Origin of the sequence: Xanthomonas sp. CFBP 8443 (genome assembly GCF_025666195.1) — a bacterium.
Lineage (GTDB): Bacteria > Pseudomonadota > Gammaproteobacteria > Xanthomonadales > Xanthomonadaceae > Xanthomonas_A.
Window position 1 is genome coordinate 4,793,042 of record NZ_CP102592.1, and the last position, 25,887, is coordinate 4,818,928.

Annotated in this window: 25 protein-coding genes; 12 read left to right on the top strand and 13 right to left on the bottom strand. The window is 69.2% G+C overall.

The genetic code is table 11. The features are described 5' to 3' along the window. Nucleotides 1–173 precede the first annotated feature (173 nt). From NUG20_RS19920 to NUG20_RS19945, 6 genes are all read left to right on the top strand, one after another. Nucleotides 174–815: a DUF2625 domain-containing protein gene (locus tag NUG20_RS19920; protein ID WP_263396112.1), complete on the top strand. Its 642-nt coding sequence runs from the start codon at nucleotides 174–176 to the stop codon at nucleotides 813–815. Between the two features lie 100 nt (nucleotides 816–915). Next, complete coding sequence (locus NUG20_RS19925) at nucleotides 916–1,314, top strand: VOC family protein (protein ID WP_263396113.1); 399 nt, start codon at nucleotides 916–918, stop codon at nucleotides 1,312–1,314. Nucleotides 1,315–1,565: 251 nt separating this feature from the next. Then, nucleotides 1,566–2,006, top strand: a complete 441-nt coding sequence (locus NUG20_RS19930) for a DUF3592 domain-containing protein (RefSeq protein ID WP_263396114.1) — start codon at nucleotides 1,566–1,568, stop codon at nucleotides 2,004–2,006. Between the two features lie 161 nt (nucleotides 2,007–2,167). Next, complete coding sequence (locus NUG20_RS19935; RefSeq protein WP_263396115.1) at nucleotides 2,168–2,635, top strand: metallophosphoesterase family protein; 468 nt, start codon at nucleotides 2,168–2,170, stop codon at nucleotides 2,633–2,635. 427 nt (nucleotides 2,636–3,062) lie between these two features. Then, entirely contained in the window at nucleotides 3,063–3,527 is a 465-nt protein-coding gene (locus tag NUG20_RS19940) for a hypothetical protein (RefSeq protein ID WP_263396116.1), read from the top strand. A gap of 7 nt (nucleotides 3,528–3,534) precedes the next feature. Further along, the gene (locus tag NUG20_RS19945; RefSeq protein ID WP_263396117.1) at nucleotides 3,535–3,831 is read left to right on the top strand and encodes a hypothetical protein; all 297 of its coding nucleotides are present in this window, start codon (nucleotides 3,535–3,537) and stop codon (nucleotides 3,829–3,831) included. A gap of 61 nt (nucleotides 3,832–3,892) precedes the next feature. Here the strand turns inward: NUG20_RS19945 and NUG20_RS19950 are convergent, their stop codons facing one another. Together NUG20_RS19950 and NUG20_RS19955 are read right to left on the bottom strand one after the other, a co-directional pair. Then, a complete protein-coding gene (locus tag NUG20_RS19950) occupies nucleotides 3,893–5,473 on the bottom strand; it encodes an SDR family NAD(P)-dependent oxidoreductase (protein ID WP_263396118.1) in 1,581 nt (526 codons plus the stop codon). A 258-nt stretch (nucleotides 5,474–5,731) separates the two neighbouring features. After that, nucleotides 5,732–6,196, bottom strand: coding sequence for a winged helix-turn-helix transcriptional regulator (locus tag NUG20_RS19955; protein ID WP_263396119.1), 465 nt, complete (start codon nucleotides 6,194–6,196; stop codon nucleotides 5,732–5,734). Between the two features lie 102 nt (nucleotides 6,197–6,298). Between NUG20_RS19955 and NUG20_RS19960 the strand changes: the two genes are divergently transcribed. Continuing rightward, nucleotides 6,299–7,519, top strand: a complete 1,221-nt coding sequence (locus NUG20_RS19960) for an MFS transporter (protein WP_263396120.1) — start codon at nucleotides 6,299–6,301, stop codon at nucleotides 7,517–7,519. Nucleotides 7,520–7,741: 222 nt separating this feature from the next. Next, nucleotides 7,742–8,491, top strand: coding sequence for a CPBP family intramembrane glutamic endopeptidase (locus tag NUG20_RS19965; RefSeq protein WP_263396121.1), 750 nt, complete (start codon nucleotides 7,742–7,744; stop codon nucleotides 8,489–8,491). 39 nt (nucleotides 8,492–8,530) lie between these two features. Here the strand turns inward: NUG20_RS19965 and NUG20_RS19970 are convergent, their stop codons facing one another. The 6 genes from NUG20_RS19970 to aroE all read right to left on the bottom strand — a co-directional run bounded on the left by NUG20_RS19970 (nucleotide 8,531) and on the right by aroE (nucleotide 14,738). Next, nucleotides 8,531–9,070, bottom strand: a complete 540-nt coding sequence (locus NUG20_RS19970) for an ankyrin repeat domain-containing protein (protein ID WP_263396122.1) — start codon at nucleotides 9,068–9,070, stop codon at nucleotides 8,531–8,533. A 67-nt stretch (nucleotides 9,071–9,137) separates the two neighbouring features. Beyond that, nucleotides 9,138–10,661: a catalase KatB gene (gene katB, locus NUG20_RS19975; protein ID WP_263396123.1), complete on the bottom strand. Its 1,524-nt coding sequence runs from the start codon at nucleotides 10,659–10,661 to the stop codon at nucleotides 9,138–9,140. A 218-nt stretch (nucleotides 10,662–10,879) separates the two neighbouring features. Continuing rightward, on the bottom strand, nucleotides 10,880–13,009 hold the full coding sequence (gene dinG, locus NUG20_RS19980; RefSeq protein WP_263396124.1) for an ATP-dependent DNA helicase DinG: 2,130 nt from the start codon (nucleotides 13,007–13,009) through the stop codon (nucleotides 10,880–10,882). Nucleotides 13,010–13,064: 55 nt separating this feature from the next. Then, nucleotides 13,065–13,427: a hypothetical protein gene (locus NUG20_RS19985; RefSeq protein ID WP_263396125.1), complete on the bottom strand. Its 363-nt coding sequence runs from the start codon at nucleotides 13,425–13,427 to the stop codon at nucleotides 13,065–13,067. Between the two features lie 92 nt (nucleotides 13,428–13,519). Beyond that, nucleotides 13,520–13,846 carry a hypothetical protein gene (locus NUG20_RS19990; RefSeq protein ID WP_263396126.1) on the bottom strand — a complete coding sequence of 109 codons (327 nt, stop codon included), beginning with the start codon at nucleotides 13,844–13,846 and terminating at the stop codon, nucleotides 13,520–13,522. Between the two features lie 43 nt (nucleotides 13,847–13,889). Continuing rightward, complete coding sequence (aroE, locus tag NUG20_RS19995) at nucleotides 13,890–14,738, bottom strand: shikimate dehydrogenase (protein WP_263396127.1); 849 nt, start codon at nucleotides 14,736–14,738, stop codon at nucleotides 13,890–13,892. 52 nt (nucleotides 14,739–14,790) lie between these two features. Here aroE and NUG20_RS20000 point away from each other — a divergent pair, with 52 nt between their 5' ends. Next, nucleotides 14,791–15,690: a TolB family protein gene (locus NUG20_RS20000; RefSeq protein WP_263396128.1), complete on the top strand. Its 900-nt coding sequence runs from the start codon at nucleotides 14,791–14,793 to the stop codon at nucleotides 15,688–15,690. A gap of 260 nt (nucleotides 15,691–15,950) precedes the next feature. Here the strand turns inward: NUG20_RS20000 and NUG20_RS20005 are convergent, their stop codons facing one another. Continuing rightward, the gene (locus NUG20_RS20005; RefSeq protein WP_263396129.1) at nucleotides 15,951–18,452 is read right to left on the bottom strand and encodes a PepSY domain-containing protein; all 2,502 of its coding nucleotides are present in this window, start codon (nucleotides 18,450–18,452) and stop codon (nucleotides 15,951–15,953) included. Nucleotides 18,453–18,648: 196 nt separating this feature from the next. Here NUG20_RS20005 and NUG20_RS20010 point away from each other — a divergent pair, with 196 nt between their 5' ends. Continuing rightward, nucleotides 18,649–19,401, top strand: a complete 753-nt coding sequence (locus tag NUG20_RS20010; protein WP_263396130.1) for a DNA/RNA non-specific endonuclease — start codon at nucleotides 18,649–18,651, stop codon at nucleotides 19,399–19,401. 131 nt (nucleotides 19,402–19,532) lie between these two features. On the opposite strand, the gene NUG20_RS20015 is transcribed toward NUG20_RS20010, so the two are convergent. Continuing rightward, the gene (locus NUG20_RS20015; RefSeq protein WP_263396131.1) at nucleotides 19,533–20,420 is read right to left on the bottom strand and encodes a LysR substrate-binding domain-containing protein; all 888 of its coding nucleotides are present in this window, start codon (nucleotides 20,418–20,420) and stop codon (nucleotides 19,533–19,535) included. Nucleotides 20,421–20,513: 93 nt separating this feature from the next. Here NUG20_RS20015 and NUG20_RS20020 point away from each other — a divergent pair, with 93 nt between their 5' ends. After that, nucleotides 20,514–21,524, top strand: a complete 1,011-nt coding sequence (locus NUG20_RS20020) for an NAD-dependent epimerase/dehydratase family protein (RefSeq protein ID WP_263396132.1) — start codon at nucleotides 20,514–20,516, stop codon at nucleotides 21,522–21,524. Nucleotides 21,525–21,679: 155 nt separating this feature from the next. Here NUG20_RS20020 and hemB read toward each other — a convergent pair whose 3' ends face one another. The 3 genes from hemB to NUG20_RS20035 all read right to left on the bottom strand — a co-directional run bounded on the left by hemB (nucleotide 21,680) and on the right by NUG20_RS20035 (nucleotide 25,229). Beyond that, nucleotides 21,680–22,672 (bottom strand): porphobilinogen synthase, encoded by a 993-nt coding sequence (gene hemB, locus NUG20_RS20025; RefSeq protein WP_263396133.1) that lies wholly within the window; start codon nucleotides 22,670–22,672, stop codon nucleotides 21,680–21,682. A 422-nt stretch (nucleotides 22,673–23,094) separates the two neighbouring features. After that, entirely contained in the window at nucleotides 23,095–24,855 is a 1,761-nt protein-coding gene (locus tag NUG20_RS20030) for a thiamine pyrophosphate-dependent enzyme (RefSeq protein WP_263396134.1), read from the bottom strand. Between the two features lie 125 nt (nucleotides 24,856–24,980). After that, nucleotides 24,981–25,229: a hypothetical protein gene (locus tag NUG20_RS20035; protein ID WP_263111980.1), complete on the bottom strand. Its 249-nt coding sequence runs from the start codon at nucleotides 25,227–25,229 to the stop codon at nucleotides 24,981–24,983. 178 nt (nucleotides 25,230–25,407) lie between these two features. Here NUG20_RS20035 and NUG20_RS20040 point away from each other — a divergent pair, with 178 nt between their 5' ends. Beyond that, the gene (locus NUG20_RS20040) at nucleotides 25,408–25,872 is read left to right on the top strand and encodes a YbjQ family protein (RefSeq protein WP_263396135.1); all 465 of its coding nucleotides are present in this window, start codon (nucleotides 25,408–25,410) and stop codon (nucleotides 25,870–25,872) included. Nucleotides 25,873–25,887: the final 15 nt, after the last annotated feature.

A 25,887-nucleotide genomic window follows, 5' to 3' on the forward strand; every position in this document is an offset into this window, starting at 1 on the left:
CCAGCCACCGACCGGGCGACAGAGGGCGCTCTTCGATCGCCCTCGAGGACGTTACGATCGCATGGATCTTCCCCCGGTCGCAGCGTCTTGGCTCATGGCCGCCTTGCTCGCGAACAACGACTCATTCAAGCCGATCCCACTTCGCGGGTCGGCTCCATACAGATCGGATATTCATGCGAACGCTTCAAGAACTGCTCGATGGCGACGACGCAGCGATGCCGCTGGTCAGGCAATGGCTTTCCGAAGCTAGCCGTCCGTTCGAGGTCCTTCCGCCTTCGCAGCAGCGCGGCGAGGCCCTGGTCGGCCTCCAGGTCACCACGCGCTCGCCCATGGGCGCCATCGCGTACGAGACCGGCGGGCTGTTGATCGATCACGGTTGGCTGCGCATCCTCGGTTCGGGACATCCGAAATTGCCGCGCGACATCGTCGGGTGGAACGCCGACCGGTCTTCGGGTCACCTGCTGGTCGCGGACGACGTGGTGGGCGGCTTCTTCTCGTTGAACGGCGGCAGCCTCGGGAGCGATCTGGGCGCGATGTACTACCTTGCGCCCGATACGCTGCGATGGGAGGCCATGGACATCGGCTACAGCGACTTCCTCTGCTGGGCGCTCAGCGACCGCCTGGACCTGTTCTACGAAGGCTTGCGCTGGCACGGCTGGGAAGCCGACGTGAAGCAAGCCGATGGAGCCCAATGCTTCAACTTCTTTCCGTTTCTTTCGACCGAGGAAGGGTCCGTCGAATCCAGCTCCCGTAGACTGATCGATGTCGCGGAGCAATTCGCTTTCAATACGACGCTGGCCGGCTGCGCGGAATGAGCCGCAATCCAGGCGCCTTCGCCGGCGCCATGGCCGGCGCAGAGCCAGGTCGTCCGGCCGGCCCTCCCAATCGCCCAGTCCTCGAGAGACATCCATCCCTATGCTCCACCACATTTCCCTTGGCGTTTCCGACATCGAGCGCTCGGCGCGCTTCTACGACGCGGCGCTTCTGCCGCTCGGCTACGTGCGCGTGTGGGAAGACCTGACCCCGGGAGACGACGATCAAGCGGTGGGCTACGGCCTGCCCGGCGGCGGCGACCGGTTGGCGATCAAGCTCAGGGGCGCGAACGCGTGCGCACCCGGCCCTGGATTCCATCTCGCCTTCGCTGCCGCCAGCCATGCTGCCGTCGACGCCTTTCATGCGGCGGCGCTGCAAAACGGCGGCCAGGACAATGGCGCTCCCGGGCTGCGTCCGGACTACGGGGACAGCTACTACGCCGCGTTCGTCGTCGATCCCGACGGCCATCGTCTTGAGGCCGTCCTCAATTCGACGCCCTGACACCCGCATACCGCTCAGCGGCGCTTTGAAGCGAGTGCGAGAATCGGTGCATCGCTCGGGTTGTCGGGCAGCTTCCTGGATTCGTTCGCTCCACAATCGAACGCCATTCGGCAGCGTTTCACAATGATGGTCGGAGCGATAGCGCTCCCGGCTGCCTGGTCGAAGGAACGACTCGAGGTGGCGTCGGGAATGCGCCAGCGAGGCTTCTTCGTTATCCTGCCCGCCCTTCTTCATGGACGAACACCGAACCCATGTCCGACGACGCCGCGTCCCGTATCGGGAACATATTGCTGGGCCTGCTGTTCGCGCTGCTCGGGCTCGTCTTACTGGGTGTTGCGGCCGGTCTCGCGCTTGACCGGCACGAATTCCTCGCTCGCGCACAGACCGCCGATGGCGTCGTCAGCCGCTTGAACGCCGGCGGCGCGCATCCTGAGATCGCCTTCACGACAGGTGCTGGCGAAAAAATATCCTATCCCCAGGGCGGCTTCATCTCCATCCATCGGCCAGGTCAGACGGTGCGGGTGCGTTACCTGCCCGAGTGGCCGTCGGGCAGCGCCGTGATCGATGATCCGGGTGCGCTGTGGGGCGTGCCCGTGGTCATGGGAGGCATGGGCCTGATATTCGCCATCGCCGGCGTGGCAAGAGTCGTTCGTCGCAGCCGCGGTGCAGTCCGTCCGCAGCAACAGCGTTGAACGCAGGCGCCACCCAGCCGATGCGGATCGGAAGGTCGCTCGCAACGATTCGACCGTGCGCCTACGCTTGAGCAGCAGCTGTCGAAAGCGATCTTCTGACGACATGCCTTTATGCACTGCCCGGTTAGGCTAATGACACCTCTCCGTTACGGACAGCGCCCATGCACCCAACCCAGCCATTGCGGATCGGCCTGATCTCCGACACCCACGGCCTGCTGCGGCCACAGGCGCTGGCGGCGATGCAGGGCTGCGACGCGATCGTGCACGCCGGCGACGTCGGCAAGCCGGACATCCTCGACGCCTTGCGCGCGATCGCGCCGCTACACGCAATCCGCGGCAACATCGATACCGCGCCATGGGCACAGGCGCTGCCCGACGTCCTGGACGTCGAGATCGCAGGCGTGCGCCTGCACGTGCTGCACGACCTGAAGACGCTGGCGCGCGAACCGGCGGGCGTGGACGTGGTGGTCAGCGGGCATTCGCACAAACCCTTGCTGCGGACCCGCGACGGCGTGCTGTACATCAATCCCGGCAGCGCTGGCCCGCGCCGTTTCAGTCTGCCGATCAGCGTCGGCTATCTGCATCTGCAGGCCGACGGCGTCCGCGGCGAGCTGTTGAACTTGGTGTGAGACGGCTGCAGGCGTCATGCAAGCATGGAACTGGCATGTAAGCGCTGGACCGCGCTGCAGCGCGCAGAGGACACGGCAGCCACGGCCGCAGTGGTTGGTGACGCGTTGCCACTTTCGCGGATACCCGGCGCCCAGATCGGGCGCTCACCGGCGATCACGCGATCCGCACGATGCGACAGCCGATCGCGGCTTTGGCGATGGCCAAGAACGTCTGGCGCCATCTCGCTCCACGGCCGCGCTCGCGCCCGCCGATGCATGGCGCCATGCCGCCCCCAATTGCGCCGGCGGCGATCGCTGCTGCCGGCATCGCCAATCTCCGCTAGAGTTGGTCGCGGGCCATGGGCTTGACCGGCGCTACGGGGACGGGAAACAGGGCAGAGGCCGCGCGGGGGCGCAAGGCACTACCAAGGCGCCCGATGCAATGGGAATGGACGACGTACATCGCGCGGAAAAACGGGGATGCCTTATGTGGAAAAAGTTCGGCGGTAGCTTCGGCAAGATGGGCCTTGGAAAAATGTCCAAGGACGAATATCAGGCAAACCTCAACGGCATGAACATGTTCTTCGGGGCCGTGCTGGGGTTGGTCCTCGCCGGTACCGAGAAGCTCAACGACTGGCAGTTCGGCGTGGTGCTGACCATGCTCGCCGGCATCGTCATTTCCATTCTCTTCATCTCCAGCAGCCGGCACAGGGTGGTCTATGCGATCTATACGGTCGTGCTCGTGCTGACGCTTCCCCGGATGGCCGACCTCATGCTCAGAGGGCACGATGTCATCCCCGGCAAGGTCCAACCCACGCTGATCGTGTGGACCGCCATGACCATCATGGTGGAATTCTGGGGCCGCGAACGCGACCAGGCCGCCTCCACGGTCGGCTCCGACCAATCCGGTTGAGGCGCAGATGGCCATTCTCAAGCGCATCGTCCAATCCTTGTGGTGGCTCGCGCTGGCCTACGTTCCGTTGGCGCTCTCCGACAGGATCGAGCGCTTGTACGCGGAGTTGGGCTGCCCGCCTCGCGGGGATTGCTACGTGGCCGGCACGATCACGGCATTCGATCTCTGGCTGTTGACGCTCGCGATCACCGTGCTGGTGTGGCCTGCCTGCCTCTGGTTTCTCGGTCTGCGCTGGATGACCGGCCGGCTGGCCACCTGGCTTGGAACCCTGTTCAAGGCACACCGGCTGCGCCGGCAGGGCTGATTCGCGCAGCGGTTTCCAGCGGTTTCCAGCGGGGCCGGCGACGCATGGCCTCCCCGCCCACTCACCAATCCGTCGGCGCGTAGTCCTTCAGGAACTGCCCCCACACGTGCTCGCCGGTGTTGAAGCCGTGGATGATCGGGTCGACGATGCGCGCGGCGCCGTCGACGATGTCCAGCGGCGGATGGAAGCGCTCTTCCTGCACCTTGCGCGCGGCGATCTCGGCCGGATCCTCGTCGGTCACCCAGCCGGTGTCCACGCTGTTCATGTGGATGCCGTCGTTCTGGTAATCGGCTGCCGAGGTCCGGGTCATCATGTTCAACGCGGCCTTGGCCATGTTGGTGTGCGGATGCCGGGTGGTCTTGAAGTTGCGGTAGAACTGCCCTTCCATCGCCGACACGTTGACGATGTGCTTGTCGCGTTCGGGCGTGCGCAGCATCAGCGGCTTGAGCCGCGCGTTGATGATGAACGGCGCGATGGCGTTGACCAGCTGCGTCTCCAGCAGCTCCACCGACGGCACTTCGGCCATCAGCAGGCGCCACGAGTTGCGCCCGCGCAGGTCCACCTGCTGCAGGTCTTGGTCCAGCCGGCCTTCCGGGAACAGATGCTGCTGGCCGAGCAGCTCGTCGGCCAGCAGCGGCACTTGCGACAGTTCGGCGGCGCGAGTCAGGCCATCGGCACCGCTGATGCCGTGGCCCTGACCCGCCGCCAACGTGGTCGCCGACGCCGCAGGCAGCAGTTCCGGGCTGCGCAAGCCCTCGTAGTGGCCGACCAGGCGGCGCACGTGCTCGGGCAGTTCGTGCAGCGCGGCGGTTTCGCCGGCCATCATGTGCGCGTAGAACTGCGGCGGCCGGCGCACGGTCTGGCAGGCGTTGTTGACGATGAAGTCCAGCCGCTCGCGCGTGGCCAGCAGCTGGCTGCAGAACGCCTCGACGCTGGGCGTGTGGCGCAGGTCCAGGCCGAACACCTGCAGGCGGTGGCCCCATTCGGCGAAGTCCGGCTCCTGCGCGTAGCGCGCGGCCGAATCGCGCGGGAAGCGCGTGGTCACGATCAACTCGGCGCCGGCGCGCAACAGCTTCAGTCCGGCCTGGTAGCCGATCTTGACCCGGCCGCCGGTCAGCAGCGCCACGCGCCCGCGCAGATCGGCGGTCTCGGTACGCTTGAAGTAGTTCAGCTCGGCGCAGGCCGGGCACATCTGGTCGTAGAAATGGTGCAACTTGGTGAACTTCTGCTTGCACACGTAGCAGTGGCGCAACTCGGGCGAATGCGGCGCCGCAGGTTCTTCGGCCGCAGCGTTGCCGGCGTCGTGCAGGCCGGCGGCATGCGGCGGGAAGTAGTTCGGCGTACTGAACACCGGCTTGCGCCGCAGCGCGCGGATGCCGGTCTGCTCGAGCAGCGCCTCGGCCTTGCGCACCTTTTCCTGGTGGCGTTCGCGCGCCTGCTGCTTGAGCAACTGCCGGCGCGCCTTGGGTTCCGGGTGATAGACCTTCGCCACCACCTGGTGCAGGCGCACGCGGTCGGCCTCGGGCAATGCATCGAGCACGCTGCGGTCGGCGTCGATGGCTTCGAGCAGGTCCAGGGCGACGCGCAGGCGTTCGGTCAGGGGCAGGTCGTCGGTGGCGGGGGGCGAGGCGGTGGTGTTCAAGACGGATCCGGGATGAGCGGCGGCGAGCCGTGGCGAAAGGCGCGGCAGAACGCCGACGAAAGACAGCGGTAGAAACAGCGATGCGGCGCGCCGGGCGCTTGCGGCGAACGGGAGGCGGCAGCGCTAGGGACGTTGCGACCGACCGGGATGGGCGGGCCAGGCGACATTTTCGCCGATCAGGGGTGCCGGCGCCATGTCGGCGCGGATTGCGCCTCGATCCTGTCCTCACGCTCCACGCGCCAGGCGCCGGCGCCGCGCTCATGCGCCGTCGGCGGGCGCGTCGACCTTGCGTACCGTCGTCTGCCGCGGCTTGAGCGCGCGGCCGGCGGCATCGCGCGGCAGCATCGCCGGCAGCGGCTTGCCGGTACGCCGATCGAGCAGGCGCGAATGCGCCTCGCCCGACGCGAACAGATGCCGCTCGCCCCATTGCCGCAACGCCAGCAGCAGCGGGAACAGCTGCTCGCCTTTCTCGGTGAGCGCGTATTCCTGGTAGGCGCTGCCGTCGGCGGCCGGCCGCAGCGCCAGGATCTGCGCCTCGACCAGCAGTCGCAGGCGATCGGCCAGGATGTTGCGCGCCATGCCCAGACTGCGCTGGAAATCGCCGAAGCGGCTGATCCCGTCGAAGGCATCGCGCAGGATCAGCAGCGCCCAGCGCTCGCCGATCAGATCCACCGAACGCGCCACCGGGCACGGCTGGGTGGAGTGCTTGCTGCGTCTGGCCATGCCGTCTCTCCTTCGCCGAGTGCGCTATCGGTTGCATTTTAAAACCAAAGGCGACACGCTGTTACTGGTTTTTAATCGAAACTAGTTAGCGACGCACGAGCCATGCCGACCGTATCCGATTCCGAGCTCAAGCCCGAGCCGCCCAGGCTGAGCCGCGCGCAAGTGGCGCTGTTCGCCTGCGCCAGCGGCGCCAGCGTGGCCAACGTCTATTTCGCGCAGCCGCTGCTCGATGCGCTGGCGGCGGAATTCGGCATCGGCCAGGGCGCTGCCGGCGGCGTGATCGGCGCGACCCAGGCCGGTTGCGCACTGGCGCTGTTGCTGGTGGTGCCGCTGGGCGATCGCCACGCGCGGCGCCCGCTGATGCTGTGGCAAGGCGGCGCATTGCTGGCCGCGCTGCTGGCGGTGGCCGCGGCGCCGACGCTACCGGCACTGCTGGCAGGAATGCTCGCCCTGGGCTTGCTGGGCACGGCGATGACCCAGGGCCTGATCGCCTATGCCGCGGCCAGCGCCGCGGCGGCCGAACGTGGCCGGGTGGTCGGCGCCGCCCAGGCCGGCGTGGTGATCGGGCTGCTGTTGGCGCGGGTGCTGGCTGGCGTGATCGCCGATCTGGCCGGCTGGCGCGGCGTCTATGCCGCATCCGCCGCGCTGACCCTGGTGCTGCTGTTGTGGTTGCGGCATGCGTTGCCCGCCCTGCCCGCGCCGCAACGGCCGCCCGGCTATGCGGCCCTGCTGCGCTCGATGCTGCGCATGCTGGCGCACGAACGGGTGCTGCAGATCCGCGGCGGCATCGCGCTGCTGATGTTCGCCAGCTTCTCGATCTTCTGGACCGCACTGGTGCTGCCGCTGAGCGCAGCGCCGTATGCCTACTCGCATGCCACGATCGGCGCATTCGGCCTGGTCGGGGCGGTCGGCGCGCTCGCCGCAGCGCGTGCCGGGCGCTGGGCCGACCGTGGCTGGGCGCAGCGCTGCAGCGGGCTGATGCTGGCGCTGCTGCTGGCGTCGTGGCTGCCGCTGGCGCTGGGCATGCGCTCGCTGGCGGCGCTGGTGCTCGGCATCGTAGTGTTGGACATGGCCGGCCAGGCGATCCACGTCATCAACCAGAGCCTGATCTTCCGCGGCGACACGTCGGCGCACAGCCGGCGCGTCGCCGGCTACATGCTGTTCTACGCGCTGGGCAGCGGCCTGGGCGCGATCGCCGCCACCGCCACCTATGCGCATGCCGGATGGACGGGCGTGTGCATACTGGGAGCGGCGACCAGCGCGGCGGCGCTGCTGTTCTGGGCGACCACGCTGCGCTGGATGCCGGCGACATCCGCGCGTTAGCCAGCTTCATCGCAGGCATCCGCCGTTGGCGACGTGGCTGGGAAGGACACCGGCTGGCCTCGACCAGCGCTTGCCACAGGCGCCGCCGGTAACGCCTGGCGCGACTGGCGCTCACCTACGTTCGTTGCAGCCTCCTGCAGCGGTCGCACGCTTGCGCGGCCGAGCGCCTGAACAGTAGCCTGCGGTACGTGCATCCCCACATCGAGCGACCGACATCGGCCCATGTCCCTGACCTTGCGTCTCTCGTGGAAGTTCTTCAGCGCGCGCGGATTGCCCATTGCTGTGGCATTGGCGCTCGTCTTCGCCGCGATGCGTGCGGCAGGAACGCTGGCGCCGGCGCACTGGCGCTGGCTGCTGCCGCTCAGCTTCGTATGCATGGCGGCGAGTCCGTGGCTGCTGCTCTCCCGTCTGGGACGCCAGCAGATCGGATTGGTGCGGCCGATACGGCATGTCTGGTTCGCAACGTCGATCGCGCTGGGCGCGCTGGCGGCCTTGGCATGCTTCGCGCTCGGCACGATCGCGTTCGGCAGCAGCGAGGACAACTGGTTCGTCAGCATTGCGCGCAACTATCGCGACACGATTCCCCACCAGGGCCTCACCACGGCGCAGCTGTTCCTCGTGGCCACCGTGCCGGCGCTGGTGTTCAGCCCGATCGGCGAAGAGATCTTCTTTCGCGGCCTGCTGCAACGCGCGCTGGAGGAGCGGTTCTCGCTCCGTGCCAGCACCTGGATCGAAGCTTCGCTGTTCGGCCTGGTGCACCTTTGCCATCACGGATTGCTGGCGACCGCCACCGGCATCCGCCTGCTGCCGATGTCCGGTGCGCTATGGGTGGCGCTGATGTTCTGCGTGGCGCTGATGTTCGCCCGGCTGCGCCATCGCAGCGGTTCGCTATTGCCGGCGATGGCGGCGCATGCGAGCTTCAATCTGGCGATGAACGTGTGCATCTTCGCTGCGCTGTGGCCAGCAGGTTGAGCTAGACCATATTGCAGCGCCATCGGTGCGGCCACACGCTCAGCGCAGCGGCGCCTGCGCGAATTCGCCGCGTTGCAGCTTGGCCACGTCGTTGCCCTGCGCGTCCTTGGCCTGCAAATCGGCGCCCTTGGCGGCGAGGTCTTTCAGCACTTCGGTACGCTGGAACAACGCCGCGTACATCGCCGCGGTCTGGCCGGCGTTGTTGCGTTGGTCGGGCGCGCAATCGGCCTGCATCAGCCGCTTGGCGATTGCCAGTTCGCCCTTGAAGATCGCGCCCATCAGTGCGGTGTTGCCGCGCTTGTCCTGTGCGCACGGATCGGCGCCCGCGCGCAGCAATTGCTCCACCGCCGGCTGCTGGCCGTGGTAGGCAGCCAGGATCAGCGCGGTATAGCCCTTGTCGTCGCGGGCATTGAGGTCGTAGTGCGCCTGGATGAACTCGGCCAGCATGTCCTGGCGGCCTTCGCGCGCGGCATCGAAGAAGTAGTCGCGTAGTTGCGCCTGGATCTTGGCCGGATCAGCGGGCGCGGCGGTCGCCGAGGCGGCGGCCAGGCTCAGGACGAGAAGAAAGAAGCGACGCATGCTCGGTCTCCGGAAAGAAGGCGCAGCGCGGCGTGGGGGAGGCGCCGCCGCGCTGCGCAGTGAACGGTCAATCCCGCAGTTGCGCGGCCAGCTGCTTGACCCGCGCCAGGTCGCCCTTGGCGACGCGGGCGACGCCGCTGCCGTAGGCCGGATCGGCTTTGTACAGGAACGACAGCATGATGTGCTTGCTGGCGTCGTCGGTGCCGGCCAGCGATTCGCCGAAGCTCTGGATCAGGTCCTGCTGCTCCTTCTTGCTGTAGCTGCGGAACAGTTCGCCGGCCTGCTTGAAGTTCTGCTCGCGGGTGATCTTCGCCTGCTGCGTGGTGCCGGACAGCGGCAGCTGGCTGTAGCGCGCGTTCGGATCCTGCGGGCGCGGGGCGAGCCGGCTGGGCTCGTAGTTGACGCCGCTCGCGGTGGCGCCGGAGTTCATCGCGCCGTCCTGATTGCCGTTGTTGACCGTCACCAGTGGCCGGTTCACCGGCAGACTCAGGCCATTGGTACCGACCCGGTACAACTGGGTATCGGCATAGGAGAAGATGCGCCCCTGCAGCAGGCGGTCTTCCGAGGGTTCGATGCCCGGCACCAGGTTGGCCGGCGCCATCGCCACCTGCTCGGTCTCCTGGAAGAAGTTGTCCACGTTCTTGTTCAGCACCATCTGTCCGATCTTGCGCTCGGGCACGTCCGGCCAGATCTTGGTCGCATCCAGCGGATCGAAGTCGAACTTGGCCAGGTCTTCCGGCTTCAGCACCTGGATGTACAGGTCCCACTTCGGATAGTCGCCCTGCTTGATCGCGCCGACCAGATCGTTGGTCAGGTGGCTATAGTCCTTGCCCTGCACCTGCGCCACCTGCTTCGGGTCCAGGTTCTTCAGGCCTTGCAGCGACTTCCAATGGAACTTGACGTAGTGCACCTCGCCTTGCGCGTTGACCAGTTTGTAGGCGTGCACGCCGTTGCCGTCCATGAAGCGGTAGCCGGCCGGCGTGCCTTCGTTGGAGTACAGCAGGGTCAGCGTGCGCGTGGCTTCGGGCACGTGCGAGAAGAAATCGAAGCGGCGCGCATCGTCGTCGAGATTGGTCCGCGGATCCGGCTTGAACGCATGCACCATGTCGGGGAACTTGATCGCATCGCGGATGAAGAAGGTCGGGAAGTTGTTGCCGACCAGGTCCCAGTTGCCTTCGCTGGTGTAGAACTTGGTGGCGAAGCCGTGCGGATCGCGCAGCGTCTCCGGCGAATGGTTGCCGTGCACCACCGAGGAGAACCGCACGAACACCGGCGTCTTCGCGCCGGCAGTGAACACCTTGGCCTTGGTCAGGTCGGAGATGTCGGCGCTGGCGGTGAACGCGCCATGCACGCCGGTGCCGCGCGCGTGCACCACGCGCTCGGGGATGCGCTCGCGATCGAAGCGCTGCAGCTTCTGGATCAGCTGCACATCCTGCAGCAGGGTCGGACCGGTGGCGCCGGCGGTCTGCGAGTTCTGGTTGTCGCCCACCGGCGCACCGTTGTCGCGCGTGAGCGTGGACTGCGCGAACCCGGCGGGAACGATCAGGGTCTGCGACAGCAGGGCGAGCACCAACAGTGTTCCAGGGCGCATGGCGTCAGCTCGTGTTGAGGGAGCTGAAGCATGGCGGTGGCGCTGCAGGCTGAGAATTCGTTAGTTGCTATGGCTGCGATAGGCGCGACGGATGCCTGCATGCTGTTGTGACTGCGGTCCTCGCACATGTGCGTTGCGCTTTGCACTTCGTGCCATGAGCGCCTCGCACAAGCGGCGCGAGGCGAGGCAAGCGACATCAAAATGTAGACAGCGTGGCGCTAGCCGATCACCCGCTTGAACGGCGGCAACGCATCGATGATGCGCTTGCCGTAGCGTTTGGTCAGCAAGCGCGAGTCGAGGATGATGACCCGGCCGTGGTCGCTGGAGCTGCGGATCAGGCGGCCGGCGAACTGGGTCAGGGTACGCAGCGCGTGCGGTACCGCGATCAGGTTGAAGGCGTTGAGGCCGCGGCTTTCGAACCACTCGCCGAGCGTGGCGGTCTGCGGGTCGGTCGGCACCGCGAACGGCACCTGGGTGATGACCACGGTGGTGCAGGCGTCGCCCGGCAGGTCCAGGCCTTCGCCGAACGAATTCAACCCGAACAGCACCGAGCCCTCGCCGGCACCGATGCGGCGCATATGCTCGCCGATCATCTGCGACTTGGAACCCTCGCCCTGCACCAGCACCCGGTTGCGCTGCGCAACCGGCAGCAGGTCGGCGACCTTGAGCATCTTCCAGCGCGAAGTGAACAGCACGATTGAGCCCTTGCCCCAGTCCAGTTCCTTGACCAGATAGCGCGCGACCTCGCGTGGATGGCCCTCGCGGTCGTCCGGCGCGACCGGGAATTTCGGCACGATCAGTTCGGCCTGGTTGGGCAGGTCGAACGGCGAGGACAGCGACACCATCTCGGCATGCGCGGGCAGGCCGTTGTCGATCGCCAGCGCCTGGAAATCGCCGCCGCCGGTCAGCGTGGCCGAGGTCAGCACCGCCGAGTCCACTTCGCTCCACAGCAGCGCGCGCAGCACCTGCGCGGCCGACACCGGCGAGCAATGGCAGACCAGGTCGGCATCGCGCGAGGCGGTGATCCAGCGCGCCATCGGCGCCTGCCCATCCTGGTCCTCGCGGCGCCAGCCCAGCCACAGTGCGTACTGCTGCTCGACCATCTCCAGGGCCATGCCCAGGCTGCGCTGCAGGCGCTCCTTGGCCGCGTCCTCCTGTTTGGATTTGGCCACCAGCTGATGCGCGGCCTGCACCCAGTTGAGCAGTGCGGCGGTGTCCTGCGCCTGCGCGTCGATGAACGGCTTCCAGTCCTCGGGCAGGCGCCCGTTGGGCGCGCGCCACATCGGTTCCTCCTGGCCTGGATCCGGCACCCAGGCGCGTTCGATCTCGGCGCGGAATGCCTTCAAGCCCTTGCTGACCTGGGTGGCCAGTTCGATCGCCTCGTTCGGCAACTGGTTGCCGATGGTGTCCTTGTCGGCCAGCCGGTAGGCCGCGCCGACCAGCGACTGCAGGCGGCCGGTGCGCCGCGCCATGTCGTCCAAGGCCAGGTTGGCCGCGCCCTGGTCGATGGCGACGCCGGCGATGTGGTGGCCCTCGTCGAGCACCAGCAGCATGTCCGCCGGCGGCGCGATCAGCGGCTGGCCGTTGTCGCTGTCGCCCAGCGCCAGCGCAGATAGCAGCAAGGCGTGGTTGGTGACCACGATCTGCGCGTCGCGCACGTCGCTGCGCGCTTTCAGCACCGGGCATTGCACCGCGAACGAGCAGCGGCGTCCGGCGCAGCCGGCGGCATTGGTGGTGATGCGCGCGCGCAGCGACGGCGGGATCGGCTCCGGCGCGGTGTCCAGGTCGCCGTTCCAGGTCTTGTCGGCGTAGGCCTTGGCCAGGCCGCGCGCCTGCTCGGCCTCGGCCGGGCTCAGCGGGCGATCGTACAGCGGCGCCTCGTCCTCGAACATGCTGTCCTGCGCGGCTTCGCCATGCAGCTCGGCCACGTTGCGCGCGCACAGGTAGCGGGTGCGGCCCTTGGCCAGCGCCACCGTCGCCTCGATGCCGGTGGCCTTGAGGAAGGCGGGAATGTCGCGTTCCACCAATTGCGATTGCAGCGCCACGGTGCCGGTGCTGATCACCAGCTTCTTCTTGCTGGCCAGCGCGATCGGTACGCCGGCGGTGAGGTAGCCCAGGCTCTTGCCGACGCCGGTGGGCGCCTCGGCCACGCCGACGCCGCCGCTGGTGCCCAGCGCGCGCGACACCACCCCGATCATCTGGCTCTGCGCGCGGCGCACGCGGAACCCGGGGGTGTTGGCCTGCAGCTTGGTGTAGGCGTCGCGGATGGCGAGCTTCAGCGGCTCGGTCAGCTCGCGCTGGGGCTTGCCGGGCGCGGACTGCGCGGCCGGCGTGGAGGTGTCGTTCATCCGCGCATTTTCTCACGTCCGGTCGCACGGATTGACACCGGCGCGGGCGCGGACCTTAACGCGGCGCGGAAGGCTTGTGCGGCAACGCGCGCCGCAAGGCCTGCAACAACAGCGCCACGCCGAGCACGTACAGCGCATCTTCCAGCAGGCGGATCGACGCGTAGGTCCATGCGTACGGCTCGGTGAGCCGATCGGACATCAGTTGCGTCCAGCCCACCGCCGCGTTCAGCGCGCGCGGCAGCACCGCGTTCGCCATCAGCACCGCCAATCCGGCCTGCGCCAGCGTGCGTGCGCGGCCAGGCGCCAGGCGCGCGAGCAGCAGCAGGCCGATCAGCGGCAGCAGGAAGCGCGCCAGCAGGCCGATCCCGCCGGTCACCATCTTGACCTCCAGCAGCGGCTGGATCGCAGTCGCCAGCATTGCCGTCTCCTTCGGTTGCGCCGCGTCGGCACCGGCGCGGCGGGTGCCGGACGACACCGCGCCCGGACCCGCCAGCCGGCGCGGAATAGGTTCTAGCGCGGCAGAGCGAACCGCAGCGCCAGCACCACCAGCAGCATCGCCACTGCGTGCAGGATGGTGAACACGGCCTGCAGGATGCCGTACCAGGCCGCGTAGCTGGTGAACGTTCCGCCCTGGGACACGATCCATATCGGCAACAGCGAGGTCACCGAGCCGCATAGCCCGCCGACCAGCAGCAGGCTCAAGCCCCACAGGCCGAGCGTGCGTGCACGGCCGGGGCGGCGCGTGGACAACAGCACCACTCCGACGCCGAGCACGATCAGGATCGGCAGCTGGAAGCCCACCGTGGTCAACAACTGAAGCAGGAATCCATTGTCCATGCGATCTCCGTGGAAGCTGAAAGAAAGCGCCGGAGCGCTCGGGTCAGTCGGCGCTCACCAGCACCGCATCGCGCGCGCGCAGCGCGGCGTAGACCGGATCGGTGTCCGGACGCACGCCGTGCCAGCGCTCGAAGCTCTCGGCCGCCTGCTCGACCAGCATGCCCAGGCCGTCGACGGTATCGCGGCAGTTGGCCGCGCGCGCCCACGCCAGGAACGGGATCGCGATCTCGCCGTAGTTCAGGTCCACCGCCAGGGTCATGCTGTTGACCAGCGACAGCGGCAGCGAGAATCCCGCCGCCTCGTCGCGGCCGGCGGCGGTGGCGTTGACGATCAGTTCGAAGTCGCCCAGTTCGCGCAGGTCTTCCCAGTAGCGGGACATGGCGCGCGCCGGTTCGCCCAGCGCATCGACCAGCGCATCGGCACGTTCGGGCGAGCGGTTGACGATCATCAGCTGCTGCACGCCGGCGTCCAGCAGCGCCGGCGCCACCCCGCGCGCGGCGCCGCCGGCGCCGAGCAGCAGCGCGCGGCGACCGCGCAGGTCCAGGCCGTTGCGCCCGGTCAGGTCGCGCACCAGGCCGGCGCCGTCGGTGTTGTCGCCGTGCCACTGCCCGTCGCGGTAGCTGAGCGTGTTGACCGCCCCGGCGCGCTGCGCACGTTCGCTGTGGATCACGCTGTGCGCGTAGGCGGCTTCCTTCAGCGGCAAGGTCACGTTGGCGCCCACCCCGCCCTCCGCGGCAAACGCCGCCAGCGCCGCCGCAAAGCCGTCCGGCATGGCGTCGATCGCGTCGTACTGCAGGGCGATACCGGCCTGCTTGGCGAAGTCGGCATGGATGCGCGGCGACAGCGAATGGGTGACGGGATGGCCGAACACGGCATAACGGGATGTGGGCATGGAACGCTCGTTGGTTGTTTTAGACTGGTCGCGACATCCGAAGGAATCCGACATGCGGACCCCCGCCCTGCCGCTCGCGCTGGCCGCGAGTTTACTCTGCGCGCCGTCGGCGTTCGCGCTTTCCGAGTTCGGCATCGAGGGCATGGGCGTGGTCTCGACCAAGGCCGACGAGACCCGTGCCAGCGTTTCCGTGGATGGCCAGCGCATCGTCTGGGCCAGTGCCGACCGCGCCGGCGGGCCCAGTGGCGGCGACCTGTGGCAGGCCACGCTGCGCGACGGGCGCTGGGCCGACGCGCAGCCGCTGCCGGCGCCGCTGAACACGCCCGGCGCCGACACCGACCCGTTCTTCAGCGCCGACGGGCGCTGGCTGTATTTCGCCTCCGACCGCGCCGGCGGCCATGGCGGCGGCGATCTGTACCGCGCGCCGGTGCTGGCCGACGGCCGCTACGGCCCGCCGCAGAACCTGGGCGCGGCGGTGAATTCACGCGGCGACGAACGCACGCCGGCGCTGTCGCTGGACGGCACCCGGCTGCTGTTCGCCAGCGACGGGCATGGCGGTGCCGGCGGCATGGACCTGTTCGTGGCGCGGCTGCAAGGCCAGGTCTTCGGCCAGTTGCAGGCGCTGGATGGGATCGACAGCGCCGACGACGAAACCGATGCCGCCTGGCTGGGCGACGGCCGCGCGCTGGTGTTCGCGCGGGCGCGCAAAGCGCAAGGCGCGCAGGTGTGGCTGGCGCAGTGCGCCGCTGGGCGCTACGTGCAGCCGCAGCCGCTGGCGCTGTCGTTCAACGGTGCCGACGGCGACACGCGCGGCGCGGTACTGGACGCCTCCAAACCGAGCGAGTTGCTGGTCGTCGGCAGTGCGCGCGCACCGAAGGCCGGCCAGCGCGACGTGTACCGGATGAAGGCCCCGGCGGCGAGCGGCAGCGACGATTGTGCGGGTGCGCGCTGACGGCGACGGCTGCGCTGCCGGACGTGCGAATGCCGAAGATCGGTGACGCATGCCTGTCTGCAAGCGCTGCTGGAACGGTCGCTGCAATGATCGTTGATGCAGTTGGTCGCGGCTGAAGCCGCTCCTACAAAAAAGCGAGCTGCGCCTTCTGCCCTTGTAGGAGCGGCTTCAGCCGCGACAGACGCAGCGATGAAGACAACGCCACCGGATTCGATCCGGGGCCGATAACTCTCCCCGAATCGCTCCACCCGCATCAGACCTCAATACACATCGCGCCGATAACGCCCGGCCGCGCTGAGCGTATCCAGCGCATCCTCGCCGAGGATGTCGCGCAAGGCCGTATCCACGCCGCGCGCCATGCTGTCCAGGCTGCCGCAGACGTGCAGCGTGGCGCCGCGCGCGATCCAGGCGCGCACCTCGTCGGCGGCGTCGCGCAGGCGATCCTGCACGTAGACCTTGCCCGGCTGGTCGCGCGAGAACGCCAGGTCCAGGCGCTGCAGATGACCACTGTCGTGCCAGGCGCGCAGTTCCGCGCCGAACAGCGCATCGTGCGCGGCGTTGCGCTCGCCGAACAGCAACCAATGCCCATGCGCGCCGGCAACCTCGGCTTCGCGCAGCAGGCTGCGCAGGCCGGCGATGCCGGTGCCGTTGCCGATCAGCAGCAGCGGCGCATCGCCGTGCCGGCGGAAACCGGGATTGGCGCGCACCCGTGCCTGCACCGCGGTGCCCAGCGGCGCATGCAGACACAGCCAACCCGAGCCCAGGCCGGCGCTGCCGTCGTCGCGCCGGGTCAGGCGCACCACCAGTTGCAGCAGGCCGTCGGCCGGCACCGAGGCGATCGAGTATTCGCGCAGCGGCAGCTGCGGCAGCGCATCGAGCCAGGCCTGCAGATCGTGCGCGTCCCCAGGGGGCGCCAGGTCGCGATCGGCCAGCGCCGCCTGCAACGGCAGCGACACGCCACCGGCGCGCAGCGGCGTGTCCGCCGCCAGGCCATGCGCGTCCAGCCAGGTGCGCACGGCGTCCGCGGCATGGCATGGCTGCACTTCCAGAATGTCGCCCGCCTGCCATTGCGCCTGCGCCGGCGGCGCCAGATCGATGCGCCACACCGGCGCGCCGGCGCTGCCGGGATTGAGCAGCGCGCGCCCGGCCAATCGCCACTCCAGCGACGGCGGCGCCTGCAGTTCCGGCGCCGCCGCGGCCACGCCGGTGACCGCGGACAACTGCCGCTGCCATTGCGCCAGCGCCTGCGGGTCGGCGTTGTCCACCTCCACCGCCGGGAACAGCGCCTGCGCGCCCTGCGCGGCCAGCCACTGCTCCAGCCGCCGCGAAAATCCGCAGAAGCGCGCGTACTGGCGATCGCCCAGCGCCAGCAGCGCATAGCCGAGCTCGGGCAGCGCCTGCGCCTGGCGCAGCACCTTCTTCTCGAACGCGCGCGCCGGGTCCGGCGCCTCGCCGTCGCCGAAGGTGCTGACCACGAACAGCGCACGCCGCGCGCGCAGCAGTTGCGCCGTATCCAGTTGCGCCAGCGATTGCACCTGCACCGGTACGCCGGCCGCCTGCAGCTGTCCGGCGGCCTGCCAGGCCAGGCGCTCGGCGAATCCGCTCTGGCTGGCGAATCCGACCAGCCACGGCTCGGCGGCCGCCGGCGCAGTCGGCCCCAGGCCGCTCCGCGCACTGCGCAGCGCGCGCTTCTTGCGCCGCCGGTCCAGGTACAGCAACCAGCCGGTGACGAAAAACAGCGGCATGCACAGGCTGGCCAGCAGCACCAGCACGCGCCCGGGCAGGCCGAAGAAGCTGCCGCTGTGCAGGGCGAAGACGCTGCTCAGCAACTGTCGACCCAGCGGCTGCTGTCGATAGTCCAGGCGGCGCACGACGCGCCCGCTGCGCGGATCGATCTCCACGCCGTCGAAGGCGCGGCTGTGCACCGGATCTTCCGCCAGGTAGCGCGCGATCGCCGGCTGGCCGGGACGCCCGGGCAGGCGCAGGTCCAGGTAGGCGCGGCGCACGCCGGGCAGCGCATCGAGCGCGGCCTGCAGCCGCGCATAGTCCACCGCCGGCGGCTTGCCGCCACGGCCGCCGCCGCTTTCCGCGCGCTCGCCGCCGAGCACCGCCACCAGCCCTTGCCGGTACCAGTCGTAGGACCAGTACAACCCGGTCAGCGCGATCAGCAGGTAGATGGCCAGGCACCAGGTGCCGATCACCGAATGCAGGCTCCACAGGAAGCCGCGTCCCTGCCGCTTCCATTCCACCGCCCACCACGCGCGCCAGCTCCACCATTGCCGCGGCCAGCGCAGGTACAGCCCGGACAGGCAGAAGAACAGCAGCACGATCGCGCAGGCGCCGGTGACGGCCTTGCCGCGCTCGCCGGCGGCCAAACGCCGATGCAGGTCCTCGACGAAGGCGAAGAAGCCGGTCAAGCGCGGCTCCGCCACGGTCTGCCCGGTATAGGGATCGAAATACAGGCGCCCGCCGTCGCCGCCGGCCAGGCGTACGTTGGACGGGCGCGTGCCGGTCGGGTCGATCAGCAGGCGCGTGGTGCGGTGCGCACCGCCCAGGTCCAGCCGCCGCGCCAGTTCGGCCAGCGGCAGCGGCGATTCGCCGGCGGCGTGGCGCGCGGCCGCCTCGGCCAGCGGCGGGTTGGCCCAGCGCACGATCTCGTCCTCGAACGCCAGCGTGGCCCCGCTCAGGCCCATCACCGACAGCACCAGTCCGGCGCTGATGCCGAGCAGCCAGTGCAGCTGGAACAACAGCTTCTTGGTCACGGAACAGGCACGGTCGAAGGCGGCCGCGCATTGTAGATGAGAACGCTTATCGAATCGAATTGCGCCGGTGCCTCGCCGGACCCTCCACAAACGTGACTGCCAGCCCTGGGTGACATGCGCGCCACATCCAGCGGTCACCGCAGCGACATGGCCCTTCGCCACTTTCTTCGCTCCCCCCTGGCTAGCGAGGTACGCGATGTCCTTCTCCCTGCGAGGTTGTCTGGTGCTGCTTGCGTTGTTCACGGCCCAGACGGCGATGGCCGCCACTAGTTGCGCCACGCTGTACGCCGGCGGCAAGCCACCGAGCGTGGACACCCCGCTGAGCGCGCGCACCACCGAGGTCTGCCATACCGAATACGCGATCCTGGCCTCGGGCGTGACCAAGGGTCCGCTGTACTCGGCCGAGCACCTGACCGACCAGCAGGTCGCCGGCGCCGAGGCGATCGGCCGGGTCGGTTCGTTCCACGAGGAAACCGCCATCCCCGCCGCCGACCGCTCCAAGAGCTCGGACTACACCAACACCGGCTTCGACCGTGGCCACATGACCCCGGCCGGCGACGCCTCGACCGAAAGTTCGGAGAAGGAGACCTTCTCGATGGCCAACGTGGTCCCGCAGGACCACAAGCTCAACACCGGCGAGTGGGCGCGTATCGAGGAGCAGGTGCGGCAACTGGCCAAGCAGCGCGGCGAGATCTACGTGGTGACCGGCCCGGCCTTCGACGACAACGTGACGACGATCGGCACCGACAAGGTGGAAGTGGCGGACTACGTATGGAAGGCGGTGTACGAGCCGGGCGTGGGCGCGGCCGCGTACCTGTGCGTGAACGACGACAGCATCACCTGCGACGTGGTGTCGATCGACGACGTGATCACGATGGCCAGCGTCGACCCGTTCCCGGCGATCGCCGCGGCGATGAAGTCCACGCCGATCGCGTTGACGTTGCCTTGAAAGCCGGGATTCGGGATTCGGGATTCGGGATTCGGCAATAGCATCGTGATCGGCTGAGCGGTTATCGATGCTGCCGCGATATCTGCGGCGGCACCGTCGATCGAACATCCGAAGATGACCGCGTACGTCGCTCAACTCACGTGCGCGGTCATGGCGTCCGCCAGCGCCGCGAACACCGCGCTGCAGGCGGCGCTCCCGCGCAGGTCCTGGTGCATGGTGATCCAGGTCTCCAGGCCCAGGCGCACCTGCTGCGGCAGCACCGGCACCAGGCTCGGCGTGCGCCGCGCCAGGGGCATCTGGAAGAAGCCGATGCCGCAGCCGGCGCGGATCAAGGCCAGCTGCGCCAGGTCGCTGTCGGCACGCAGCGCGAACGCCTCGCGGCGCCACAGCGGCAGCGCCGCGCGCGCCGCGCGCAGGAACGGCGTCTCCGCATCGAAGCCGACCAGCGCGTGCTGCACGAGTTCGTCCAGGCCTTGCGGCGTTCCGTGCCGGGCCAGGTAGTCCCGATGGGCGTACAGGCCGAGCGCTACCTCGCCGATGCGGCGGGCGACCAGCAGATCCTGTTGCGGCCGGGTCATGCGCACCGCCACGTCGGCTTCGCGATGCAGCAGGTCCTGTACGCGGTTGCTCAGCACCAGCTCGAGCCGCAACTGCGGATGCGCGCGGCGCAAGCCGGCCAATACCGGCGGCAGCACTTCCGCGCCGATCACCTCGCTGGCGGCGATCCGCACCGTGCCCTGCACCGCCTCGCCATGACGGCCCGCCGCACGCTGCAGCGACGCGGCGATGCTGGCCATCGACTGCGCATGGCCGCGCAGCGCCAGCGCCGCATCGGTCGGCAGCAGCCCGGTCTGCGAGCGCACGAACAACGGCACGGCCAACGCCTTCTCCAGCGCCGCCACATGCCGGCCGACCGTGGGCTGGGTCAGCGCCAGCGCACGCGCCGCCGCCGACAGCGACCCCTCCTCCAGCACCGCGAGGAACGTCCGATACAACTCCCAACCGATTGCGCTATCCATACATAAATGTATAGCCGATCGACCATGTTCGCCAATTCCTTTGCAACGCGGCCGCGGCCAGACTGGCCGCCATCCCTGCAATGGAGCATCCGCATGACAACGACCTCCACCGCCCTGGTCTTGGGCGCCACCGGCGGCATCGGCGGCGAACTGGCGCGCCAACTGCGCGACGCCGGCTGGCAGGTGCGCGCCCTGCAGCGCGCGGTCCCGGCCGCCGGCGAAACCCGCGACGGCATCCACTGGCTGCGCGGCGACGCGATGTGCCGCGAGGACGTGCTGCAGGCCGCGCGCGGCTGCGCCGCGATCGTGCACGCGGTCAATCCGCCCGGCTACCGGCGCTGGGCCGAACTGGTGTTGCCGATGATCGACAACACCATCGCCGCGGCCTGCGCCGAAGGCGCGACCATCGTGCTGCCGGGCACGGTCTACAACTACGGCCTGGACGCCTACCCGGCGCCGGACGAAGACGCGCCGCAGACGCCGGCCACGCGCAAGGGCGCGATCCGGGTCGAGCTGGAGCGGCGCCTGCAGGCCGCGACCGCGCACGGCGCGCGGGTCATCGTGGTGCGCGCGGGCGACTTCTTCGGCCCGCGCGTGGGCAACAGTTGGCTCGCGCAGGGACTGGTGAAACCGGGCTGCCCGATCGCCATGGTGACGCTGCCGGGAGATCCCGGTGTCGGCCACCAATGGGCCTACGTGCCGGACGTGGCGCGGACCATGCTCCGGCTGTTGCAGCAGCGCGACGCGCTCCCGGCATTCGCGCGCCTGCACATGGACGGACACTGGGACGCCGACGGCACCCAGATGGCCGCGGCGATCGCGCGTGTGGTGCGCCGCCACGGCATGCCGCAACCGAAGACCCGCCGCTTTCCGTGGTGGCTGCTGACCCTGGCCGCGCCCTTCTGGCCGCTGGCGCGTGAACTGCGCGAGATGCGCCCGCTGTGGCGCCATCCGCTGCGCATGCGCAACGCGCGCCTGCTGCAGGCGCTCGGCGAAGAGCCGCACACGCCGCTGGACGAAGCGATGGAAGCGACGCTGATCGGTTTGGGCTGCCTGCCGGCAGCGACATCCATGCCGCTGGCGCAGTCAGCGTCCACGTCATAAGTGCAGCGCCTATGCCTGCAGGTCTTTCCCTGCGCGCATCCTGCCTTTGTAGGAGCGGCTTCAGCCGCGACAGAATGCTACCGGTAGCGTCCTGTCGCGGCTGAAGCCGCTCCTACAACAAAGCGGCATCCTCTGAATCGCAAGACGCGAACGCTTCAGCGCGCCTCGCGCAGCCAGCGCGCCACCTGCGGCGCGAAATAGGTCAACACGCCGTCGGCGCCGGCGCGCTTGAACGCCATCAGCGATTCCAGCACGCACTTGCGCTCGTCCAGCCAACCGTTGGCGGCGGCGGCCTTGAGCATCGCGTACTCGCCGCTGACCTGGTAGGCGAAGGTCGGCACGCGGAACTCGTCCTTCACCCGCCGCACCACGTCTAGGTACGGCATGCCGGGCTTGACCATGACCATGTCCGCGCCTTCCTCCAGGTCCAGCGCGATCTCGCGCAGGGCCTCCTCGCCGTTGGCCGGGTCCATCTGGTAGGTGCTCTTGTCGGCCTTGCCCAGATTGCCGGCGCTGCCGACCGCGTCGCGGAACGGGCCATAGAACGCCGAAGCGTACTTGGCCGAGTAGGCCATGATGCGCACGTGCAGGTGCTCGTCGGCATCCAGCGCGCGGCGGATCGCGCCGATGCGCCCATCCATCATGTCCGAAGGCGAGACGATGTCCACGCCGGCCTGCGCATGCGACAACGACTGCTTGACCAGCGCCTCGACGGTGATGTCGTTGAGCACGTAGCCGTGCGCGTCGATGATGCCGTCCTGGCCGTGGGTGGTGTACGGGTCCAGCGCCACGTCGGTCATCACCCCCAGCTCGGGGAAGCGCGCCTTCAGCGCACGCACCGCGCGCTGCGCCAGGCCGTTCTCGTTCCAGGCCTCGGCCGCGTCCAGGCTCTTGCCGGACGGGTCGATCACCGGGAACAGGTCGATCACCGGAATGCCCAGTTCCAGCGCGCTCTCGGCATCCTTCAGCAACTCGTCCAGCGACAGCCGCTCCACCCCGGGCATCGACGCGATCGGCGCGCGCCCGGACAGCTCGTGCACGAACACCGGCCAGATCAGGTCGTCGGCGGTCAGGGTGTTCTCGCGCATCAGCCGGCGCGAGAAGTCGTCGCGGCGCATGCGCCGGGGGCGGTAGTGGGGATGGGGCATAACGGTTCCTCTGCAAGGAGACAGGCGCCGCGGCCAGCCGGCGACCGGATGCGCCGCCTCGGCCGGGACGGACGCTGGCGGCCGCCTTTCGGCGATGTCGTGCGCCACATCGACAGCGCGTCATTCTACGCCCGGTGCCGACGCCCCGTAGCCGGCGGCACGGGACGCAGCGTCCGCCGGAACCGCTTGCGCGCCGCAGTGGCTCGGCGTTCTCGAACACATAGCGCGCCCGGGACGTCGTCGTCATTTGGCCGCGCAGTTGCCGGCATCGCAGCACAGCACTAGGTCGGCGCGGCTGCGAAGCCGCACAGGCGGCATGGCGCGGCAACACACGCCGCATCTCGGCATCTCGGCGCGGTGGAATCGGCGCAGGTGCTTCGAACCGATGCCGGATCCGCCGGGTAGCCCGTCAGTCGCGCCGCTCAGTCCTGCAGCATCGTGCGCGCCGGCTCGCGCGCCAGCGCTTCGCGCAGTTCCTGCGCGCCCGGCGTGCCCCGCTGCAAGGCCTGCTGCAGGTGCTGCACGTACTGCTCCACGCGCTTGGGCGGCAGCAGCGGCTCGTTGGGATCCACGGATGCCTCGATCAACGCGGGCCCGGGCGCGGCCAGCGCCGCCTGCACCACCTCGGCGCACTGCGCCGGATCCTCGACCCGCCAGCTGGCGATGCCGCAGGCCTGCGCCACCAGCGCGAAGTCGATCGGGGTGAGGTCGCACTCCGTCTCCGGATTGCCCAGGAACATCATCTGCTCCCATTTGATCTGGCCCAGCGTGTTGTTCTTGATCACCACCAGCTTGATCGGCAGGCGGTAGCGGACGATGGTGACCAGTTCGCCCATCAGCATGCTCAGGCCGCCATCGCCGGTGAAGGCGACCACCTGCCGGCCCGGATGCGCCAGCGCCGCGGCGATCGCGTAGGGCACGGCGCAGGCCATCGACGCCAGCAGCCCGGAACCGATGTAGGTCTGGCGCGCCTTCGCCTGCACGTAGCGCGCCATCAGCCCGGTGTTGTGGCCGCAGTCCCACACCACGATGGCGTCCTCGTCCAGGCGGTCGCCCATCTCGCGCACGATCCGGCCCGGCGGCATCGGGATCGCCTGGCGTTCGACGCTGCTGCGCAACAGGTCCCACCATTGCCGCGCGCCGTCCTGCGCCTGCTGCAGGAAGCGGCGGTCCTGCTTGCGCCGCAGGTGCGCGTTGAGCGCCTGCAGGGTGCTGCGCGCATCGCCGACCAGGCCCACCTCGGCCGGGAAGCGCAGGCCGATGCGGGTGGCGTCGCAATCCAGTTGCACACCGCGCGCCTGGCCGGGCTTGGGGTAGTACTCGATGTAGGGAAAGGTCGAGCCGACGATCAGCAGCGCATCGCAGCCCTCCATCGCCTCCTGGCTGGGCCGGGTCCCGAGCAGGCCGATGCCGCCGGTGGTGAGCGGGTGGTCGTCGGCCAGCAGACCCTTGCCGAGCAGCGCCTTGACGATCGGCGCGCCGAGCAGCTCGGCGGTCTCGGTCAACGCCTCGACCGCGCCCAGCGCGCCTTGCCCGGCCAGAATGGTCACCCGTTGCGCCGCGTTCAACAGCGCCGCGGCGCGCGCGATGGCGTCCGCATCGGCGCAGCCGTGGCCGGCCGCCGGCAGCAGCGAGGCGTGGTGCGGCAGGTTGCGGCTGGAGGCGACGTCGGCCGATTCCGGCTCGTCCTGCACGTCGATCGGCATCGCCAGGTGGGCGACGCCGCGCAGCGCCAGCGCATGCCGGCAGGCCAGGCTGGCCACGTTCTCGACCTGCCCGGCGCCCATCACCCGGGCCGAGTACGCCGCCACGTCCATGAACAGCTTGCTGTGGTCCACGTCCTGCTGGGTGAAGGTGTCGGCCAAGTCGTGGTACGGCGACCCGGTGATCGCGATCACCGGCGCGCGGTCGAGCTTGGCGTCGTAGAGTCCGTTCAGCAGGTGTATCCCGCCCGGGCCGGTGGTGGCCAGGCAGCAGCCCAGCCTGCCGCTGACCTTGGCATGGGCGGTGGCCGCGAAGGCCGCCGATTCCTCATGGCGCATCTGCACGAAACGCACCCGCGACGCGCGCACCCGGATCGCTTCCATCAGTGCATTGATGCCGTCGCCCGGCATGCCGAAGATCGTGTCCACGCCGAAGCCGATCAGCGTGTCGATCAGGATGTCCGCCCCGTTGCGCGCCATGCTCCGCTCCTGCTCAAGACTGGGTCGTAGCGAGCACAGCACGGCGCCGGTACGGTGCCTGTCAGGACACGGTCAAGGGCATGCGAAAATGCGGCGGCGGCACGCGTGCCGGCACGCCGGTTGGGTCAGATGACCCCGCCGCCCAGGCTCAAGCGGATCACCCCGACCACGATCACCAGGCCGTTGAGGATCAGCCCGGTCTTGGCCCGGCCGCGCTTCGGCGCCGAGGTGAACAGCAGGCCGATCGCGGCGATGATCGCCCCGACCGCGGCGAACGGGATCACGAACCAGTTGCCCCACCCCAGCAGCGGGATGAAGGCCAGGATCATCCACAGCAACGCCACGATGCCCCACAACAGACTGATCAAGCCCATGCCGTCGCCCTTCGCTGAATGCCAGTGCGCACCATAGCGCGCACCCCTGTCGGCGCAAGCCAACTCTTGGCATGGGGCTCACGGCAGGCGTGCCACGGTGGCATGGCGACGGCGGGTACGTCGCGGTTCACCGATCCCGCCTATCATCGCCTCGTATCCGATCCGCGGGGGTAATGCCATGAACGTCCGACCGCTGTTGCCGCTGGCGCTGCTGTTCGCGCTGGCCGGCTGCGCCAGTTCCTCCAAGGTGATGGTCGGCGCGCCGCGTCCGCCGATCGACCCGGCCCTGGTCCAGATCTATTCGACCCCGCCCGTCGGCGCGGTCGACATCGCCCAGCTCGAATCCTCCAGCGCGGCCGGGTTCGGCACCCAGGGCCAGACCGACGCCGCCATGGCGCGGCTCAAGCGCGAAGCGGCCAAGCTCGGCGCCAACGGCGTGGTGCTGATGGGCGTGGCCTCGCAACGCTCGGGCGGCGGCATGTCGGTCGGCGCCGGCAGCTACGGCGGCCACGTCGGTGGCGGCCTGGGCATCGGCATCCCGACCACCCAGAAGCGCGCCGCCGGCATGGCGATTTGGGTGCCGCCGGGCGCGCAGGTGCCGGCTGCGCCGCCGCAGCAGCCATTGCCCCCGCAGGAACACTGATCGCCCCGGCAGGCA